Annotated in this window: 19 protein-coding genes; 6 read left to right on the plus strand and 13 right to left on the minus strand. The window is 73.5% G+C overall.

Annotated elements, in window-relative coordinates:
• Positions 1–228: 228 nt before the first annotated feature.
• On the minus strand, positions 229–396 hold the full coding sequence (locus ACFWTC_RS19525; protein ID WP_003966491.1) for a DUF3117 domain-containing protein: 168 nt from the start codon (positions 394–396) through the stop codon (positions 229–231).
• 330 nt (positions 397–726) lie between these two features.
• Between ACFWTC_RS19525 and ACFWTC_RS19530 the strand changes: the two genes are divergently transcribed.
• A complete protein-coding gene (locus tag ACFWTC_RS19530) occupies positions 727–1,530 on the plus strand; it encodes an enoyl-CoA hydratase/isomerase family protein (RefSeq protein WP_383917921.1) in 804 nt (267 codons plus the stop codon).
• Positions 1,531–1,552: 22 nt separating this feature from the next.
• On the opposite strand, the gene ACFWTC_RS19535 is transcribed toward ACFWTC_RS19530, so the two are convergent.
• Both ACFWTC_RS19535 and ACFWTC_RS19540 read right to left on the minus strand, forming a co-directional pair.
• Positions 1,553–2,128: a DNA-3-methyladenine glycosylase I gene (locus tag ACFWTC_RS19535; protein ID WP_383917918.1), complete on the minus strand. Its 576-nt coding sequence runs from the start codon at positions 2,126–2,128 to the stop codon at positions 1,553–1,555.
• The gene (locus ACFWTC_RS19540) at positions 2,125–2,526 is read right to left on the minus strand and encodes a DivIVA domain-containing protein (protein WP_383917915.1); all 402 of its coding nucleotides are present in this window, start codon (positions 2,524–2,526) and stop codon (positions 2,125–2,127) included. The genes ACFWTC_RS19535 and ACFWTC_RS19540 overlap by 4 nt, the downstream gene beginning before the upstream one ends.
• 76 nt (positions 2,527–2,602) lie before the next feature.
• On the opposite strand from ACFWTC_RS19540, the gene folP reads away from it, so the two are divergent.
• Positions 2,603–3,463: a dihydropteroate synthase gene (folP, locus tag ACFWTC_RS19545; protein ID WP_384028214.1), complete on the plus strand. Its 861-nt coding sequence runs from the start codon at positions 2,603–2,605 to the stop codon at positions 3,461–3,463.
• 34 nt (positions 3,464–3,497) lie between these two features.
• Here folP and ACFWTC_RS19550 read toward each other — a convergent pair whose 3' ends face one another.
• Both ACFWTC_RS19550 and dapE read right to left on the minus strand, forming a co-directional pair.
• Entirely contained in the window at positions 3,498–4,265 is a 768-nt protein-coding gene (locus ACFWTC_RS19550) for a TIGR00730 family Rossman fold protein (RefSeq protein ID WP_383917909.1), read from the minus strand.
• Positions 4,266–4,329: 64 nt separating this feature from the next.
• A complete protein-coding gene (dapE, locus tag ACFWTC_RS19555) occupies positions 4,330–5,409 on the minus strand; it encodes a succinyl-diaminopimelate desuccinylase (RefSeq protein ID WP_384028216.1) in 1,080 nt (359 codons plus the stop codon).
• A 77-nt stretch (positions 5,410–5,486) separates the two neighbouring features.
• On the opposite strand from dapE, the gene ACFWTC_RS19560 reads away from it, so the two are divergent.
• Complete coding sequence (locus tag ACFWTC_RS19560; RefSeq protein WP_383917904.1) at positions 5,487–6,455, plus strand: hypothetical protein; 969 nt, start codon at positions 5,487–5,489, stop codon at positions 6,453–6,455.
• 259 nt (positions 6,456–6,714) lie between these two features.
• Positions 6,715–7,086, plus strand: coding sequence for an ATP-binding protein (locus tag ACFWTC_RS19565; protein ID WP_383917901.1), 372 nt, complete (start codon positions 6,715–6,717; stop codon positions 7,084–7,086).
• Between the two features lie 83 nt (positions 7,087–7,169).
• Here ACFWTC_RS19565 and dapC read toward each other — a convergent pair whose 3' ends face one another.
• Together dapC and fdxA are read right to left on the minus strand one after the other, a co-directional pair.
• Positions 7,170–8,264 (minus strand): succinyldiaminopimelate transaminase, encoded by a 1,095-nt coding sequence (dapC, locus tag ACFWTC_RS19570; protein ID WP_383917899.1) that lies wholly within the window; start codon positions 8,262–8,264, stop codon positions 7,170–7,172.
• A 98-nt stretch (positions 8,265–8,362) separates the two neighbouring features.
• Positions 8,363–8,692 carry a ferredoxin gene (fdxA, locus tag ACFWTC_RS19575; protein ID WP_030011906.1) on the minus strand — a complete coding sequence of 110 codons (330 nt, stop codon included), beginning with the start codon at positions 8,690–8,692 and terminating at the stop codon, positions 8,363–8,365.
• Positions 8,693–8,808: 116 nt separating this feature from the next.
• Between fdxA and ACFWTC_RS19580 the strand changes: the two genes are divergently transcribed.
• Together ACFWTC_RS19580 and ACFWTC_RS19585 are read left to right on the plus strand one after the other, a co-directional pair.
• Complete coding sequence (locus tag ACFWTC_RS19580; RefSeq protein WP_384028218.1) at positions 8,809–9,804, plus strand: GNAT family N-acetyltransferase; 996 nt, start codon at positions 8,809–8,811, stop codon at positions 9,802–9,804.
• A complete protein-coding gene (locus tag ACFWTC_RS19585; protein ID WP_383917893.1) occupies positions 9,801–10,592 on the plus strand; it encodes a tetratricopeptide repeat protein in 792 nt (263 codons plus the stop codon). The genes ACFWTC_RS19580 and ACFWTC_RS19585 overlap by 4 nt, the downstream gene beginning before the upstream one ends.
• Before the next feature lie 36 nt (positions 10,593–10,628).
• Here ACFWTC_RS19585 and ACFWTC_RS19590 read toward each other — a convergent pair whose 3' ends face one another.
• From ACFWTC_RS19590 to ACFWTC_RS19615, 6 genes are all read right to left on the minus strand, one after another.
• Positions 10,629–12,491, minus strand: a complete 1,863-nt coding sequence (locus ACFWTC_RS19590; protein WP_384028220.1) for a hypothetical protein — start codon at positions 12,489–12,491, stop codon at positions 10,629–10,631.
• Positions 12,492–12,844: 353 nt separating this feature from the next.
• The gene (locus ACFWTC_RS19595; RefSeq protein WP_383917887.1) at positions 12,845–13,228 is read right to left on the minus strand and encodes a DUF6113 family protein; all 384 of its coding nucleotides are present in this window, start codon (positions 13,226–13,228) and stop codon (positions 12,845–12,847) included.
• Positions 13,225–14,118, minus strand: a complete 894-nt coding sequence (gene mshB / locus ACFWTC_RS19600; protein WP_384028222.1) for an N-acetyl-1-D-myo-inositol-2-amino-2-deoxy-alpha-D-glucopyranoside deacetylase — start codon at positions 14,116–14,118, stop codon at positions 13,225–13,227. Before mshB ends, ACFWTC_RS19595 begins: the two co-directional genes overlap by 4 nt.
• A 23-nt stretch (positions 14,119–14,141) precedes the next feature.
• Positions 14,142–14,336, minus strand: a complete 195-nt coding sequence (locus tag ACFWTC_RS19605) for a hypothetical protein (RefSeq protein ID WP_069921796.1) — start codon at positions 14,334–14,336, stop codon at positions 14,142–14,144.
• Between the two features lie 442 nt (positions 14,337–14,778).
• Entirely contained in the window at positions 14,779–15,819 is a 1,041-nt protein-coding gene (locus ACFWTC_RS19610; protein WP_383917882.1) for an ABC transporter ATP-binding protein, read from the minus strand.
• Positions 15,812–16,786 (minus strand): ABC transporter ATP-binding protein, encoded by a 975-nt coding sequence (locus tag ACFWTC_RS19615; RefSeq protein WP_383917879.1) that lies wholly within the window; start codon positions 16,784–16,786, stop codon positions 15,812–15,814. The genes ACFWTC_RS19610 and ACFWTC_RS19615 overlap by 8 nt, the downstream gene beginning before the upstream one ends.
• Positions 16,787–16,788 lie beyond the last annotated feature (2 nt).

Raw genomic sequence — 16,788 nt, forward strand, 5'->3', positions numbered from 1 at the left:
TCGGCGAAGGCGGGCGGCGCGGGGGGCGCGAAGGGCACGGGGGCTCCGGCGTACGGGTGCGGACGGGGGTCGGACGGGGCGGGCGGCGGAGCCTGGCGGACGACCGGGCCGGTCGGCGCCCCCGGTCGTCCCGGGACTACCGGGCCGGCCCGGGACACGACACTGCCCCGGCCGCTCGTCGGGACGAGCGGCCGGGGCAGTGCGGAGAACGCAGAGGGTGCCGACGTGTCAGCCGACGACCTTCTTCAGGGCGTCACCCAGGGCGTCCGCTTCGTCGGGGGTCAGCTCGACGACAAGCCGACCACCGCCCTCGAGCGGTACGCGCATGACGATGCCCCGCCCCTCCTTGGTGACCTCGAGCGGGCCGTCGCCCGTCCGCGGCTTCATGGCCGCCATGCTCGTTCCCCTTCCTGAAACCACATCGTCAGCCGACGGCACCGTTCAGGCGCCTAGTACCCGGCATCGAACACATTGCTTCTTGGCCATTATCCCGCATGTCAGGACCCGATGACCAACATCGGCTGTGAACGGTTGGGCAACGCGCTCGGCCAAAACCACTCATTTCGGGGACCCGCCTGCGATACTTCGCCGCTGCCCCCTGGTATCGGCCTCCGCTTTCTTTGACGCACATCACATGTGCGCGCACGGCCCGGTCCGCCATGCTGGCCCTTGCACCCGCCGATACCGGCCGGTAGCCAAGCCCGCGACGAAGGGGGACCCCCTGCCATGGCCGACAGCGTGCTCTACGAAGTGACCGACGGACTCGCGACCATCACGATCAACCGTCCGGACGCGATGAACGCCATGAACACCGAGGCCAAGGTCGCCCTGCGCGACGCGGTCCGGGCGGCGGCCGGGGACACAGCGGTGCGCGCCGTGCTGCTCACGGCGGCGGGAAACCGGGCCTTCTGCGTCGGCCAGGACCTCAAGGAGCACATCGGCAGCCTCGCGGCGGACCGCGAGAGCGGCTCCTCGAACACCATGAGCACGGTCGCCGAGCACTACAACCCGATCGTCCGGGCGCTCACCGAGATGCCCAAGCCGGTGGTCGCCGGAGTGAACGGCGTGGCGGCCGGTGCGGGCTTCGGATTCGCCCTGGCGGCGGACTTCCGGGTCGTCGCCGACACCGCCTCCTTCGCCACCTCGTTCGCCGGTGTGGCCCTGACCGCCGACTCCGGGGTGTCCTGGACGCTCCCCCGCCTGATCGGCGCGTCCCGCGCGAGCGACCTGCTGCTGTTCCCGCGTCCGGTCCGCGCCCAGGAGGCGTACGAGCTCGGCATCGCCAACCGCCTCGTGCCCTCGGAGTCCCTGCGCGCCGAGGCCGAGACCCTGGCGCGCACGCTGGCCGCCGGCCCGACGGTGGCGTACGCCGCGTTGAAGGAGTCCCTCGCGTACGGGGCCTCCCGCTCCCTCCCGGAGGCGCTGGAGCGCGAGGAGGCCCTCCAGGCCCGCGCGGGAGCCTCCGAGGACCACGCCATCGCCGTCCAGGCCTTCCTGGCGAAGCAGCCGCCGACGTACCTGGGCCGCTGACCGGGGCGTCTTCCGGCGGGGCTCAGGCCCCGCGGGAGACGCAGTCCGCGAGGTGGTCGTCGACCAGCCCGCAGGCCTGCATGAGGGCGTAGGCCGTGGTCGGGCCGACGAAGCGGATGCCCGCCTTCTTCAGGGCCTTCGCCAGGGCCGTGGACCCGGGGGTCACCGCCGGGACGTCGGCCGTCGACCGCGGGGCCGGACGCGGTTCCCCGGGAGCGTACGACCAGATGAGGGTGTCGAGCTCACCCGGCTCCCATCCGGCCAGGACCTTCGCGTTGGCCAGGGTGGCCTCGATCTTGGCCCGGTTGCGGATGATGCCCTCGTCGGCCAGCAGGCGTGCCGCGTCCGCCGGGCCGAACTCCGCGACCTTCGCGATCTCGAACGAGGCGAAGGCCGTACGGAAGCCCTCGCGGCGGCGCAGGATCGTCAGCCAGGACAGCCCGGACTGGAAGGCCTCCAGGCACAGCCGCTCGTACAGCGCGTCGTCGCCGTGGACCGGGCGGCCCCACTCCGTGTCGTGGTACGCCACGTAGTCCGGGGTGGACAGCCCCCACGGGCAGCGCAGGCCGCCGTCCGGACCGGCCACCGCGCCGGTCATCGCCCGGCGTCCTTGGTGAGGTCGACGTGTCCGCCGCCGGAGGCGGTGGCGGCCGGGTCCGCGGCGTCGGCGGGCTCCTCAGCGGCCGCGTCGCCGGGCGCGGCGCCGTCCCGGTCCGCGGTCAGCCGGGCGATCCGCGCGTCGCGCTCCGCCAGCTCCGCCGCCAGCCGCTCCAGTACGTCGTCCACCTCGGCCATCCGGTAGCCGCGCGGAGCGACGGGCAGCCGCAGCGCGTCGATGTCCGCCCTTACGACGGGCCGGGTCTCCGGCAGCCCGTCGGCCACCCGGTCCGGCTCCGCTTCCGGCAGGACGGCCTCCGCGCCGCCGCCGACCACCGCGAGGGTGACCGCTGCCACGACCACGACCAGCGCGATCATCAAGAAGAAGAACACGATCAACTCCCCTGAGAGACTCCGGCCACCAGGTTAAGGTCGCAGGCGAGGCGCGAGGGCCGCCGAAGGAGGAAAGAGCAGGATGCTGCGACTGGGCAGGCACGAGTTCGACACCCACGAGCCGGTGATCATGGCCATCGTGAACCGGACTCCTGACTCCTTCTACGACCAGGGCGCGACGTTCCGCGACGAGCCGGCGCTGGCGCGGGTCGAGCAGGCGGTGGCCGAGGGCGCCGCCGTCATCGACATCGGCGGCGTCAAGGCGGGCCCCGGCGAGCACGTGGACGCGGTCGAGGAGGCCCGGCGCACGGTCGGCTTCGTGGCCGAGGTCCGGCGCCGCCACCCGGACGTGGTGATCAGCGTGGACACCTGGCGGCACGAGGTCGGCGAGGCGGTCTGCGAGGCCGGGGCGGACGTGCTGAACGACGCGTGGGGCGGGGTCGACCCCCGGCTGGCCGAGGTCGCCGCCCGCTACGGCGCGGGCCTGGTCTGCACCCACGCGGGCGGGGTCGAGCCGCGCACCCGGCCGCACCGGATCGCGTACGAGGACGTGATGGAGGACATCCTGCGCGTCACCGTGGGCCTGGCGGAACGCGCCGCGGCGCTCGGCGTGCCGCGGGAGTCGATCATGATCGACCCGGGCCACGACTTCGGCAAGAACACCCGGCACTCCCTGGAGGCCACCCGGCGGCTGGCCGAGATGGCCGACACGGGCTGGCCGGTGCTGGTCTCGCTGTCCAACAAGGACTTCGTCGGCGAGACCCTGGACAAGCCGGTCAAGGAGCGCCTGCTCGGCACCCTGGCCACCACGGCCGTCTCGGCCTGGCTGGGCGCGCAGGTCTACCGCGTCCACGAGGTCGCGGAGACCCGGCAGGTCCTGGACATGGTGGCCTCGATCCGGGGCCACCGGCCCCCGGCGGTCGCCCGCCGGGGCCTGGCCTGATCCCGGGGCGGGGGCCCGCCCCGGGCGGCGGGTGCTACTTCCCGACTTCCTTCGTCACCAGCGCGATGGCCTCGTCCACGTCGTCCGTGACGTGGAACAGGTAGAGGTCCTTCTCCGAGGCCTTGCCCTGGGCGATCACCGTGTTCTTCAGCCAGTCGATCAGACCGCTCCAGTACTCCGTGCCGAACAGCACGATCGGGAAGCGGGTGATCTTCTGCGTCTGCACCAGGGTCAGCGCCTCGAACAGCTCGTCCAGCGTGCCGAGACCGCCCGGCAGCACCACGAAGCCCTGGCTGTACTTCACGAACATCGTCTTGCGGACGAAGAAGTACCGGAAGTTGAGGCCGAGGTCGACGTGCTCGTTGAGCCCCTGTTCGAAGGGCAGCTCGATGCCGAGGCCGACGGAGACGCCGTTGCCCTCGCGGGCGCCCTTGTTGGCCGCCTCCATCGCGCCCGGGCCGCCGCCGGTGATGACGGCGAAGCCGGCGTCGACCAGCGCGCGCCCGATCCGTACGCCCGCTTCGTACTCGGGCGAGTCGACCGGGGTCCGCGCCGAGCCGAACACACTGATCGCCGGGGGCAGCTCGGCGAGCGTGCCGAAGCCCTCGATGAACTCCGACTGGATGCGCAGGACCCGCCAGGGATCGGTGTGCACCCACTCGGAGGGCCCGGCCGAGTCCAGCAGCCGCTGGTCCGTCGTACTGCCCGCCTGCACCTGGCTGCGCCTCCTCAGCACCGGTCCGAGCTGCTGCTCCTCGGGCCGGTGACGAGCGGACGCGTCGGGATTGCCGTGGTTGCCCATGATGTGCTCCCTCCTGCTGATCGTTGGATCAGGGTAGGCGCACGAAGGTGACGAGAAGCGGAATTCAGGCGGTCAGCCAGGTCCGGAGTCGTTCCTCGCAGTGCAGGATCGCCTTCGTCTCCACGCGCTCGTCCACCTTGTGGGCCAGCAGGGCGTCGCCCGGGCCGTAGTTGACCGCCGGGACGCCCAGCGCGCTGAAGCGCGAGACGTCCGTCCAGCCGAACTTCGGCATGGCGCGGCCGCCGACGGCCTCCATGAAGGCCGCCGCGGCCGGGTGGCCGAGGCCGGGCAGGGCGCCGCCCGAGGAGTCGTCGACCTCGAACGCGGCGATGTCGCAGTCCGCGAAGACCTCCCGTACGTGGGCGAGCGCGTCGGCCTCGCTCCGGTCGGGGGCGTAGCGGAAGTTGACCGTCACCGTGCAGGCGTCGGGGATGACGTTGTTGGCGACGCCGCCCTCGATGCGGACCGCGTTGAGGCCCTCGTGGTACTCCAGGCCGTCGATGACCGGCCTGCGCGGCTCGTACGCCGCCAGCTTCGCCAGGATCGGGCCCGCGGTGTGGATGGCGTTGGAGCCCATCCAGCTGCGCGCGGAGTGGGCGCGCTCGCCGGCCGTGCGGAGCAGCACGCGCAGGGTGCCCTGGCAGCCGCCCTCGACCTCGGCGTTCGAGGGCTCCAGCAGGACGGCGAAGTCGCCGGTGAGCCAGTCGGGGTGGGCCTCGGCGACCTTGCCCAGGCCGTTGAGGTCGGAGGCGACCTCCTCCTGGTCGTAGAAGACGAAGGTGAGGTCGCGGTTCGGCTCGGGCACGGTCGCGGCGATGCGCAGCTGCACGGCGACGCCGGACTTCATGTCGGTCGTGCCGCAGCCCCACAGGACGTCGTTCTCGTCGAGGCGGGAGGGGACGTTGTCGGCGATCGGCACGGTGTCGAGGTGCCCCGCGAGGACGACGCGCTCGTCGCGGCCCAGGTGGGTGCGGGCGACGACGTTGTTCCCGAAGCGGTCCACGGTCAGGTGCGGCAGGGCGCGCAGCGCGTGTTCCACGAGGTCGGCGAGTACCTCCTCGTCGCCGCTCACGGACGGAATGTCGACGAGCCGGGCGGTCAGCTCGGCGGCGTCCAGGGTGAGGTCCAGCTCGGATTCGGACATGGAACCGACCCTAGCGCCCGGGGCTGCGCGGATGCCGCGTCGTCCGGCCGGTGGACGCGTCACATGTCTCAAGTACGGTGGGCCGCGTGTCCGAGAACCGTCCTCCCCGCTCCCGCCGCCGCAGACCGCTGCGCGTGGCCGTCGGTCTCCTCGTCCTGTTCGCGGTGATCGGGTACTTCGCCGTCCAGCGGAACTCCAACGGCGGCGGCGCCCCGTACTGCACCGCCTCCGCGGCCGGCGCCGACCCCGAGCAGTACGAGCTGTCCCCGGAGCAGGCCTCGAACGCGGCGACGATAGCGGCGGTCGGGATCTCCAAGGGCCTGCCGGACCGGGCGGTGACCATCGCGCTGGCCACGGCGATGCAGGAGTCGGCGCTGCGCAACCTCGACCACGGGGACCGGGACTCGCTCGGCCTGTTCCAGCAGCGGCCCTCGATGGGCTGGGGCACTCCGGAGCAGATCACGGACCCGGTCTACTCGGCCGCGATCTTCTACGACCACCTCGCCGAGGTCCCGGGGTACTCGCGGCTGCCGCTGACGGTGGCCGCGCAGAAGGTGCAGCGCAGCGGCTTCCCGCAGGCGTACGCCAAGCACGAGCCGGACGCGACGGTCCTGACGGCCGCCTTCGGCGGGGCCGGAACCCTGGTCTGCTCGGGTCCGGTTCCGGCGGGCGGCGATCCGGCGCGGGTGCGGACGGAGCTGGTGCGGGCCTTCGGCGAGGGGGCGCTGGGCGGCGGCCCCGGCGGGGCGGTCGCGGACACCGCGGCCGCGGGCGGGGCTCCGCAGGGCCGGGTCGACGTCCGGCTGGAGCGGGACGGCGGTGCGGCCGAGGAGCGGCGCGGCCGTGCCGTGGCGCACTGGGCGGTGGCCCGGTCCCAGGAGCTGGGGATCGCACGGGTCTCGTACGGCGGCGAGGACTGGACCGGCGGCCGGGCCGGCCGCGCGTGGCGGCCCACGGGTGCGGACGGCGCGGCGGAGGGCGCGGCGGAGGGCGGCGAGCGGCAGGCCGCCCCGGTCGGCGAGGTCCGGATCTTCACCGCCCGCTGAGGGCTGCCGGGGCGGCCCGGAAGCCCGCCGGAGGCACCCGGCCGCGCGTACGAGGCGTCACCCGTGCGGGGGTGGCCGGTGCGGGGCCCGGGCGGGTCCGCGGAGGCACGGAAGGCCTGGTGGGCGCGTGCTGAATGCATTTGTCACGCAGGCCGATTAAACGATGCGTTACCGATCCTTTACCCGGGGCATCCGCAACTCCACCCGCCCCGCGAGCGGTTGTACACGGCGTACTCAGCCGCTACCGCTTAGGAGCATCATGTCCCTCCCCCTGACCCGCCGGATCGCCCGTGCCGCGCTGCTCCTCGCAGCCGGGGCAGCGCCCGTGGTCGGTGCGGCCGGCGCGGCCAGCGCCGCGGGCCTGGAGTCCGTGCCGCAGCTGGACGCGCTCACCGCACCCCTCACCGCACCCGACGCCGCCGGCGCCACGGCGGCCACGGACACCGCCACCGAGGCCGTGCCGGCCGCCGCCGACCTGGTGGGCACCGCCGCGCCGATGCTCGGCGGGCTGCCCGCCGCGAAGGACCTGCCGGTCGGCTCGCTGCCCACCGGCGAGCTCCCGACGGGCTCGCTGCCGACCGGCTCGCCGACCGGGGCCCTGCCGCTGGGCGGACTGCCGCTCGGCGGCTGACCGCCGCAGGACACCGAAGGGGCCGGGAGCACGAACTCCCGGCCCCTTCGGGCTGTTTCGGTACGGCGGGTGCGGGGCCCGGCTCAGCCGAGGCGCTTGACGGCCGCCGCGACGCGCTCGTCGGTGGCGGTGAAGGCGACGCGCACGAACCGCGCGCCCGCCTCGCCGTAGGTGTCCCCCGGCGCGACCAGGATGCCGAGCTCCGCGAGGTGGGCGACGGTGTCCCAGCAGGGCTCGTCCCGGGTCACCCAGAGGTAGAGGCTGGCCTCGCTGTGCTCGACGCGGAAGCCGTGCGCCTCCAGGGCGGTGCGCAGTGCGGCGCGGCGGGCCGCGTAGCGCTCGCGCTGCTCGGCCACGTGCGTGTCGTCGCCCAGGGCCGCCACGGTGGCCGCCTGCACGGGGGCGGGGGTCATCATCCCGCCGTGCTTGCGGATCTGCAGCAGCTCGCCGAGCACGGCCGCGTCGCCGGCGGCGAACGCCGCCCGGTAGCCGGCCAGGTTGGACCGCTTGGAGAGGGAGTGGACCGCGACGAGGCCCTCGTAGGAGCCGCCGCAGACGTCGTCGTGAAGGACGGAGACCGGCTCGGCCTCCCAGCCGAGCTCCAGGTAGCACTCGTCGCTGAAGATCAGGATCCCGTGCTCGCGCGCCCAGGCCACGATCCGGATCAGCTCCTCCTTGGGGAGGACCTTGCCGGTGGGGTTGGACGGGGAGTTGAGCCACAGCAGCCGGACGCCGGCCGGGTCCAGCTCCGTCGGGTCGTCGTACACGACGGGCTCCGCGCCGCACAGCCGCGCGCCGACCTCGTACGTGGGGTAGGCGAGCCGGGGGTAGGCGACCTTGTCGCCGGCGCCGAGGCCCAGCTGGGTCGGCAGCCACGCCACCAGTTCCTTCGAGCCGACGACCGGCAGGACGTTGGCGTGTCCGGCGGCGCTCGCGCCGAGCCGTCCGCGCACCCAGCCCGTGATCGCGTCGCGCAGGGCGACCGTGCCCCACACCGTGGGGTAGCCCGGCGAGTCGGCGGCGTCGGTGAGGGCCTGCTGGATCAGCCGGGGCACCGGGTCCACGGGCGTGCCGATCGACAGGTCGACGATGCCGTCCGCGTGGGCCGCCGCCGTGGCCTTGTACGGCTCCAGCTTGTCCCAGGGGAAGACGGGAAGACGGTCGGATACTGCGGCCACGGGGGTCTCTGCTCTCTCTGCGTGGGGGCGCGAAACACCTCGGCCCCGTGCGGCGGGCAGGCCGCACGGGGCCGAGGGGGTGCTTCTGCCGTGAAAGGTCAGTGTTCGCCGTTGATGCCGGCGGGAAGCGCCGCGACGAAGGGGTGGTCGCGCTCGATCAGGCCGAGCTTGGAGGCACCACCGGGCGAACCGAGCTCGTCGAAGAACTCGACGTTCGCCTTGTAGTAGTCCTTCCACTCCTCCGGAGTGTCGTCCTCGTAGAAGATGGCCTCGACCGGGCAGACCGGCTCACAGGCACCACAGTCGACGCACTCGTCCGGGTGGATGTACAAGGACCGCTGGCCCTCGTAGATGCAGTCGACGGGGCACTCTTCGATGCATGCCTTGTCCTTGACGTCGACACAAGGCTCCGCGATGACGTAGGTCACGCTCTCGTTCCTCCTCGGTAGGGCTTCCATATCGCGCGGGAGCGCGGCGTCGTCGATGCCCGCACCTAGTATCTCCGTTCCCGGGCACGATCCGAACAGGAGGGGCGGACAGAGCTGTGGAAATCGCTGCAGGCGGACTGCTGGAGATCCGTATCACCCCGGCTGACGTGGGGAAACGAGTCTCTGTACGACGGGTGGAGCCGGGGGCGGGCGGATCACCCGAGTTCGCGGACACGGTAGGGGTTCTCACATCCTGGTACGGGGGTGTGCTCCTGATCACAAAGAAGAACGGCCAGGCGGTCCGCATTTCGGAATCGTCGCTGGTGGCGGGCAAGGTCGTGCCCGCAGCCCCGGCCCGCCGGCGGGGTCCGGCGGCCTCCTTCGAGGAGCTCGCGCGGATCACCGCGCGGGCCTGGCCGCCGCTGGAGAGCGAGCCCCTGGGCGAGTGGACACTACGGGCGGCCGCCGGATTCACCCGGCGCGCCAACTCGGTCCTGCCGCTCGGCGATCCGGGGATGCCGCTGGAGGATGCACTCGCGCGGGTGACCTCCTGGTACGCGCGGCGCGGCCTCCCGGCGTACGTACAGGCCGCCACGGGCGCCGCCGGCACCCAGGAGCTGCTCTGCTCGGAGCTGGAGCGGCTCGGCTGGGCGGCCGAGGTCTCGGCGCAGGTGCGGATCGGCGCGCTGGCCCCGGTGGGCGACGTGGACGCGCCGGCGGCCGCGGAGATACGGCTGACGCGCACCCCGGACGAGGAGTGGCTCGGGCGCTACGGGAAGGTGGACGACCCGGAGCTCGCCCGGCGGATGCTGGTGGAGGGGCCGTCGGTGTGGTTCGCGGCGCTGCCGGGCGGCCGCGCAGTCGGCCGGTGCGTGGTGGACGGGCGGTGGGCGGGCTTCGCGGCCGTGACGGTCGACCCGGCGCACCGGCGGGAGGGACTGGCGACGGCGGTGATGGCGGCCCTGGCCCGGCGGGCGCTGGAGGAGGGCGCGTCGGCGGCCTGGCTCCAGGTGGAGGCGGACAACGCGGCCGCGCGGGCCCTGTACGACGGCCTGGGCTTCGCCACGCACCACAGCTACCACCACTACCGGCAGCTCCGGGAGGCGGCGTGACGTCCGGCTGGCGGGAGCAGTTCGCGGCGGAGGCCCGGTCGGAGCGCCCCGACCTGGCGCTGCTGTGCCTGCTGCTGGCGGCGGAGGGCGACCCGGACCTGGACGAACGCGCCATGGACTGGGCGCAGATCGAGCTGGACCGGCTCGCGGGGATGCTGCCGTACGGGCTGCGGGGCGGGCGGGCGTGGGCCTCGGCGGTCACGGAACTGCTCGGCGGACGGCTCGGCTTCCACGGCACCCCGGCGGACTACGACCGGCTGGAGTCCTCGCTGCTGCACGAGGTGCTGAGGCGGCGGCGCGGGCTGCCGATCCTGTTGTCGGTGGTCTGGCTGGAGGTCGCGCGGCGGGCGGGGGCGCCGGTGTACGGGCTGGGGCTGCCTGGGCACTTCGTGGTGGGCTTCGGGGACCCGGAGGAGGGCGTGGTGGTGGATCCGTTCGCGGGCGGCGCCTCGCTGGGGACGGGGCCGGCCGAACTGGCCGACGGGCCGCGGACCCCGGCGCGGACCCGGGACATCGTGCTGCGGATCCTGAACAACGTCCGGGCGTGGGCCTCGGCCAGGCCCGAGCACTCCGGGGTGGCGCTGTGGGCGCTGGACCTGTCGCTGCTGCTGCCGTCGCACCCGGCGTCGCTCCGGTACGAGCGGGCGCGGCTGCTGGTGGAGCGGGGCGCCTTCCAGGAGGGGGCCGCCGAGCTGGAGTCGTACGCGACGGTCGTGGACGCGATCGACGTCACCGCGGCGGGCCGCATCCGCGCGGAGGCCGCGTCGGCCCGCGCGCTGCTGAACTGACGCCGGGGCCGGGGCGGTGCCCCGGCCCCCGGACGGTCATGACGGGTTGGTGTCGACGACGACGGTCCGCTCGGCGGTGGTCTTGCCGCGCAGGGCCTCGCCTAGGGCGCCGGCCACGTCCTGCGGGGTGACCGCGGTCTTGGTGCCGCTGCCCCGGGTGATCAGGATCCCGTCGAAGGTGTTCCCGTAGACCTCCTTGAGGGCTTCCAGGTCGAACTTCGGGACGAGGTGGCCCTCCACCGGCTGCATGCTGAGGATCTTCGGCAGGGACTTGGAGCCGAAGGCCAGGGGCTTGCCGCCGATCTTGACGACGGCGTTGGCCGACATCGCGGGCTCGGCGAACTCCTTCATGGCGCGGTCGAGTTCGGCCTGGTCGATCACCGGCGCCTTGGCGGTGACCGGCAGTTCGACCGGGGCGGCCTTGCCGGTGGCCACCGTGTCGCGGAAGGCCTTGGTGACCAGGGCGGCCGAGGCGTCGGCGTCGAGGGTGGTGCCGGGGGTGCCGGGCACGGCGACGGGCTTGCCGGTGTCGAAGGTGATGGTGCCCTCGGTGACCGAGCCGGACGTGCCCGCGAGTTCCTGGAGCGCGACCTGGAGCTTCTCCTCGTCGACCGGCATCACGGGGGTCGCCTCGCGCTCCTGGCCGAGGAGGGAGCCGATGACGGTGACGGGGTTGTAGTCGCTGCCGGCCGCGTTGCGGACGGTGGTCTGGCTGTCCAGCGTCAGGCCGGCCTTCTCCGGCTTCAGTTCGACCTGCTTGCCGCCGACGGTGAGCTGGAGCGGGGCGGCGGCGCGGGCGCCGAAGGCCGTCTGGAGCTTGGCCACGGCCTCGTCGCGGCTGCCGCTGATGTCGACGTCGAGGACGGTGGTGCCCTTGGGGACGTCGGAGTGGTTCAGCAGCAGTCCGGCGCCGTAGGCCACGCCGAGGACGCCGAGGAGGGCGACGCCCAGGAGGAGGGGCTTGGAGCGGGCCTTCTTGACGGGCTTGGCCGGGGCCTTCGCCTTCGGGCGCGCGGGGCTGGGCACCGCCGCGGGGGCGGGGACCGGTTTCGGCGCCGGAGCCGGCCTCGGTACGGGGCCGGACCCGTCCGTCCCGGGGCCGGGCCAGCGGGGCGCCGCGTCGGCGCGGGGGCCGCCGGGGGGAGCGCCGACCGAACCGCTGCCGAAGCCGTGGCCGCCCGTGGGTCCGGCCGGGCCGCCGGTGCCCGGGCCGCCGTAGGCGGGGAACGCCTCGGTGACGGGACCCGCGTCGCCCTGCCCGCCCGGGCACCCGGGGTAGCCCTGGGCCGCCCCGACACCGGGGCCGCCGGGCAGCGGGCCGGCCGGGGCGGGCGGCTGCGGGGCGTAGTCCGGGCTGTAGCCCGAGGCGGGCGCGCCCGCGGAGCGCGGCGGGGCGAAGCCGCCCTGCGCCGCCGGAGGCTGCGGGGTGCGTCCCGGGAGCGGGGCCGCGGGCGGGGCCTGGAACGGGCCCTGGCCCTGGCCCTGCGGGGCCCCGGCCGGGATTCCGGGCGCCTGGCCGGGCGCCGGCGACTGCGGCGGGGCCTGTCCCTGCGGCGGGGCCTGCGGGGCCGACTTGCGCGGGGCGAACCAGTTGCTGGCCGCCTCCCCGCCCTCGGCCGGCCCGCCCTGCGGGGCGGCCGGCTCCTGCGCGGCCTCGATCCGGGTCGGCAGGGGCCGCCCCGGCCCCGGCGCGGGCTGCGCGGAGGGCGCGGCGCCCGGCGCCCGGGTCTGCGGCGGCGCCGGTTCGGCGGCCGCCTCGTCGGCGGGGGCCCCCATCGGCTTGCGCACGACCACCGGCGGGATCGGCCGCGAGCCCGGGATGTTGATCCGGATCCGGGTCGTCAGAGTGGTCTCGGTCTTGGGCCCGTCGGATTCGGGCGTGGACGGCTTCGAGGTCACAGGGTTCTCCTCCGGGGTCGCGCCGGGCCCGGTCGGCACAGTCGTGGACGGATTCTGGCCGGTTCCATACGGCGGGGTACCCGAGGGGTAGGCGGCTCCACCGCGCCCCTGGGGCCCGGAGGACGAACTGTCAGTTTCACGACTCAAGGCAGGTTCTCCCGGTTGGCTCCGCCGCCCGTCATACCGTGCGCGGGCAGCTCGGCGGCCCGTCCACCATACTGGCCGTCACCCGTACGCAACCGACCCCCGGGAACGAGCGGTTCCTCACGGACCCCGCAAATCCCCCCGCAAGCACCTATCGCGGCCTGTTCCGACCCCGCCGGACCGGCCCTCGGGCGATGTCCAACGCCACGTCACTTGGCGGACGGTGCGGCCGAAACCGGCCGATCCGGGATCGCGCGCGTCGTGGCACACATCACAGCCAGCACGATTCCCCCCAAAAGGTATGCGTACATACCGATTCCGGACGAACTCAACAGGAAGTCGCCCTCGGGGCGCGGGATGCCGAGCATCACGTACGCGAGGAACCAGCCGCCCGCGGCGCCGCCCACGCCGAGCCCGGGCCCGAGGGCGATCCGCCCGCCGAGGAACAGCCCGAAGAGGGCCAACAGGGCGAGCACCAGCCCGCCGGGGAACCACAGGTCCACCACCAGCCAGCCGGCCGTGCCCGTCAGCACGCCCGCCACCAGCAGGCCCAGGCAACCGGCGATCCGGCCGGGCCCCGTCGCCCCGGTCACGCCTCCACCCCCGCGAAGAGGTCGTGCTCGCGCTCGCCGGCCGGCACGCCGGGCCGCCCGTCGACGAGTTCGTAGTACTCGCGGGTGAACAGCGGCTGCCCGAGGTCGTTGGAGAGGGCGAAGAAGGGCCCGTCCACGGCGATCTGGGTGGCGTGGGCCCGCATGGCGGCGGTCTTGGCGGCCACGAAGGCCTTCTCGCCGCCGATCTCGGCGGTGATCCGCCCGTCGTCGACGACCCCCGGCACGTCCTGCGGGGTGGCCGTCCCGGGGAACGGGACCGTACGGTCCGCGCGCAGCCGGGCGAAGCCCGCCTCGGCCACGGACAGCGGGACCCGGTTCCAGTAGACCTTCCCGATCCGGTGCGGCCCGCCGAGGTCGGGACGGTACCCGCCCTCCGCGGCGAGTTCGGCGGCGCGGGTGGCGACGCGGTGGGCCTGGATGTGGTCCGGGTGGCCGTACCCGCCGTCGGGGTCGTAGGTGACGAGCACCTGCGGGCGCACCTCGCGGATCACCTCGACGAGGTGGGCGGCGGCCTCGTCCACGTCGGCGGACCAGAAGGCTCCGGGGCGGGTGTTCTGCGGCGCGCCCATCATCCCGGAGTCCCGGAAGCGGCCGGGGCCGCCGAGGAACCGGTGGTCGGTGACGCCCAGTTCGGCCATGGCCGCGGCGAGCTCGCCGATGCGGTGGGGGCCGAGGGTGTCGTCGCGGTCGGCCGCCAGGTGGGCGAGGGCGGGCGGGATGACCTCACCCTCTTCGCCGAGGGTGCAGGTCACCAGGGTGACGTGCACGCCCTCGGCCGCGTACTTCGCCATGGTGACGCCGTTGTTGATCGACTCGTCGTCGGGGTGCGCGTGCACGAGCAGCAGACGACGGGCGGGAAGACCGTTCATGGGGCAAGCCTAGGCGGAGAGGTCTAGAACTTGAGCCCACTGATCATGCTCGCCACGTTGGAAGTGAGCTGGTTGAGGGTGGGGGCGATGGTGGAGCTCGCCAGGTAGAAGCCGAGGAGTACGCAGACCACCGCGTGTCCCGCCTTCAGGCCCGACTTGCGGACCAGCAGGAAGACGACGATCGCCAGCAGCACCACGGCCGAGATCGAGAGTGCCACGGCGTTTCACCTCCACGTCGAGCGGACATCGGTTCGCGTATTCGCGCAATCGTGCTCGGCGAGATGCATACCCACCATGCGCTACGAATCATAACTATCCGTGCCAGCCCACCGATCGAATTCCGGCAGCGCGAGGGGCGTACGTGGTGCACGGCCGGGGTCACGGGGGAGGCCGGCCGGGGAGGCTGTGCGCCTCCCCGGCCGGTTGTCGGCACCCGCACGGCCGCACCCGGCCCAGGCTGCACGCTTGATATCTCGGGGCAGATACGGTCAAGTTGCCCCCGTGTAAACGGAGTTGCCGGGACGGCACCGGCCGCGCGGGCGCCCGCGCGCGGGTGGCGGGAAATGATCGCCTCCGGACGCCTCCCGTCCGCTCCGTGGACAGGCGGCGGCGGGGCACCGGTCCCCGGGCGGCGCGGCGGCCGGCCCGGGAGCCCGCGGACTACCGGCCCGTGTCCTGCGGGGGCGGCGGGACCACCTGCTTCTCCGCCGCGAAGTGACAGGCCGACGGGTGGGCCGCCGGTCCCGGGGGGAAGACCGCCGGGACGGCCAGCAGCGGGACCTCCGTGGCGCAGCGGGATTCGGCCTTCCAGCAGCGGGTGCGGAAGCGGCAGCCGGACGGCGGGTTCGCCGGGGAGGGGACGTCGCCGGAGAGGATGATCCGCTCGCGGTGGGCGCGCGCTCCGGGGTCGGGTACGGGGACGGCGGAGAGCAGGGCCTGCGTGTACGGGTGGGTGGGGTGGTCGTAGATCTGGGTGTCGGTGCCGATCTCGACGATCCGGCCGAGGTACATGACGCCGACCCGGTCGGAGATGTGCCGGACGATCGACAGGTCGTGGGCGATGAAGACGTAGGACAGGTCGAACTCGTCCTGGAGCTTCTCCAGCAGGTTGATCACCTGGGCCTGCACCGAGACGTCGAGCGCGGAGACCGGCTCGTCGGCGACGATGACCTCCGGCCGCAGGGCGAGGCCGCGGGCGATGCCGATGCGCTGGCGCTGGCCGCCGGAGAACTGGTGCGGGTACCGGTTGATGTACTCGGGGTTGAGTCCGACCACGTCCAGCAGGTCCTGCACCTTGCGCCGCCGGTCGCCCTTGGGGGCGACCTCGGGGTGGATCTCGTACGGCTCGCCGATGATGTCGCCGACCGTCATGCGCGGGTTCAGCGAGGTGTACGGGTCCTGGAACACCATCTGGATGTTGCGGCGGACGGCCTTCAGGGCGCGCCCGGACAGCTTGGTGATGTCCTCGCCCTTGTACGAGATCGCGCCCGCGGTCGGCCGCTCCAGGTTGACCAGCATCCTGGCCACGGTCGACTTGCCGCAGCCGGACTCGCCGACGATGCCCAGCGTCTCGCCTGCCTTCAGGGAGAAGGAGACCCCGTCCACGGCCTTGACCGCGCCGATCAGTTTGCGGAAGACGACGCCCTGGGTCAGCGGGTAGTGCTTGACCAGGTCCTTCACCTCGAGAAGGGACTCAGCCATGGAGGCACTCCTTCCAGAAGAAGCAGGCGCTGGTCCGCTCCTCGGCGACCCGCGCGAGCGGCGGCACCTCGGCGCGGCAGGCGGCCCGCGCCATCGGGCAGCGCGGGTTGAAGGCGCAGCCGGGCGGGATGGCCAGCAGGTTGGGCGGCAGGCCCTTGATGGCGTACAGCTCCTGGCCCTTCTGGTCCAGGCGCGGGATCGAGTCCAGCAGGCCCCGGGTGTACGGGTGGGCGGGCGCCCGGTAGATCTCGTGGACGGGGGCCGCCTCGACGATCCGGCCGGCGTACATGACGGCGATCTTGTCGGCGACGTCGGCGACGACGCCGAGGTCGTGGGTGATCAGGATGAGACCCATGTTCAGTTCGCGCTGGAGTTCCGCGAGCAGGTCCATGACCTGGGCCTGGACGGTGACGTCGAGGGCGGTGGTCGGCTCGTCCGCGATGATCAGCGAGGGCTCCAGGGCCAGCGCCATGGCGATCATGATGCGCTGGCGCATGCCGCCGGAGAACTGGTGCGGGTAGTCCCCCACGCGCTCCTTGGCCGCCGGGATCTTCACCCGGTCCATCAGCTCGACGGCCTTGGCCCGGGAGGCCTTGCGGGACATCCCGCGGTGGACCTCGTACATCTCGCCGAGCTGGGCGCCCACGCTGAGGACGGGGTTGAGGGAGGACAGCGCGTCCTGGAAGATCATCGCCATCTCGGCGCCGCGGACCTTCCTGCGCCGCTCCTCCTTCATCTTCAGCAGGTCCTCGCCCTTGAAGAGGATCTCGCCGCCCGCGATGCGGCCGGGGGGCGAGTCCAGGATGCCCATCACGGCCTGGGCGGTGACCGACTTGCCCGAGCCGGACTCGCCGAGCACCGCGAGGGTCTCGCCCTCGTCCACCGAGTAGTCGACGCCGTTGACCGCCTTCGCGACTCCGTCGCGCGTCTTGAATTCCACGTGCAGGTCGCGGACTTCGAGCAGCATGT

This window comes from Streptomyces sp. NPDC058619 (assembly GCF_042717785.1).
Lineage (GTDB): Bacteria > Actinomycetota > Actinomycetes > Streptomycetales > Streptomycetaceae > Streptomyces.

What these genes read in the sequence shown, in the direction of transcription:
- ACFWTC_RS19525 (WP_003966491.1), bottom strand. Translation starts at nt 396, where the DNA reads ATGGCGGCCATGAAGCCGCGGACGGGCGACGGCCCGCTCGAGGTCACC.
- ACFWTC_RS19615 (WP_383917879.1), bottom strand. Translation starts at nt 16,786, where the DNA reads ATGCTGCTCGAAGTCCGCGACCTGCACGTGGAATTCAAGACGCGCGAC.
- dapE (WP_384028216.1), bottom strand. Translation starts at nt 5,409, where the DNA reads ATGTCCGAATCCGAGCTGGACCTCACCCTGGACGCCGCCGAGCTGACC.
- ACFWTC_RS19565 (WP_383917901.1), top strand. Translation starts at nt 6,715, where the DNA reads ATGTCCCTCCCCCTGACCCGCCGGATCGCCCGTGCCGCGCTGCTCCTC.
- folP (WP_384028214.1), top strand. Translation starts at nt 2,603, where the DNA reads ATGCTGCGACTGGGCAGGCACGAGTTCGACACCCACGAGCCGGTGATC.
- ACFWTC_RS19550 (WP_383917909.1), bottom strand. Translation starts at nt 4,265, where the DNA reads ATGGGCAACCACGGCAATCCCGACGCGTCCGCTCGTCACCGGCCCGAG.
- ACFWTC_RS19535 (WP_383917918.1), bottom strand. Translation starts at nt 2,128, where the DNA reads ATGACCGGCGCGGTGGCCGGTCCGGACGGCGGCCTGCGCTGCCCGTGG.
- ACFWTC_RS19530 (WP_383917921.1), top strand. Translation starts at nt 727, where the DNA reads ATGGCCGACAGCGTGCTCTACGAAGTGACCGACGGACTCGCGACCATC.
- mshB (WP_384028222.1), bottom strand. Translation starts at nt 14,118, where the DNA reads ATGAACGGTCTTCCCGCCCGTCGTCTGCTGCTCGTGCACGCGCACCCC.
- ACFWTC_RS19610 (WP_383917882.1), bottom strand. Translation starts at nt 15,819, where the DNA reads ATGGCTGAGTCCCTTCTCGAGGTGAAGGACCTGGTCAAGCACTACCCG.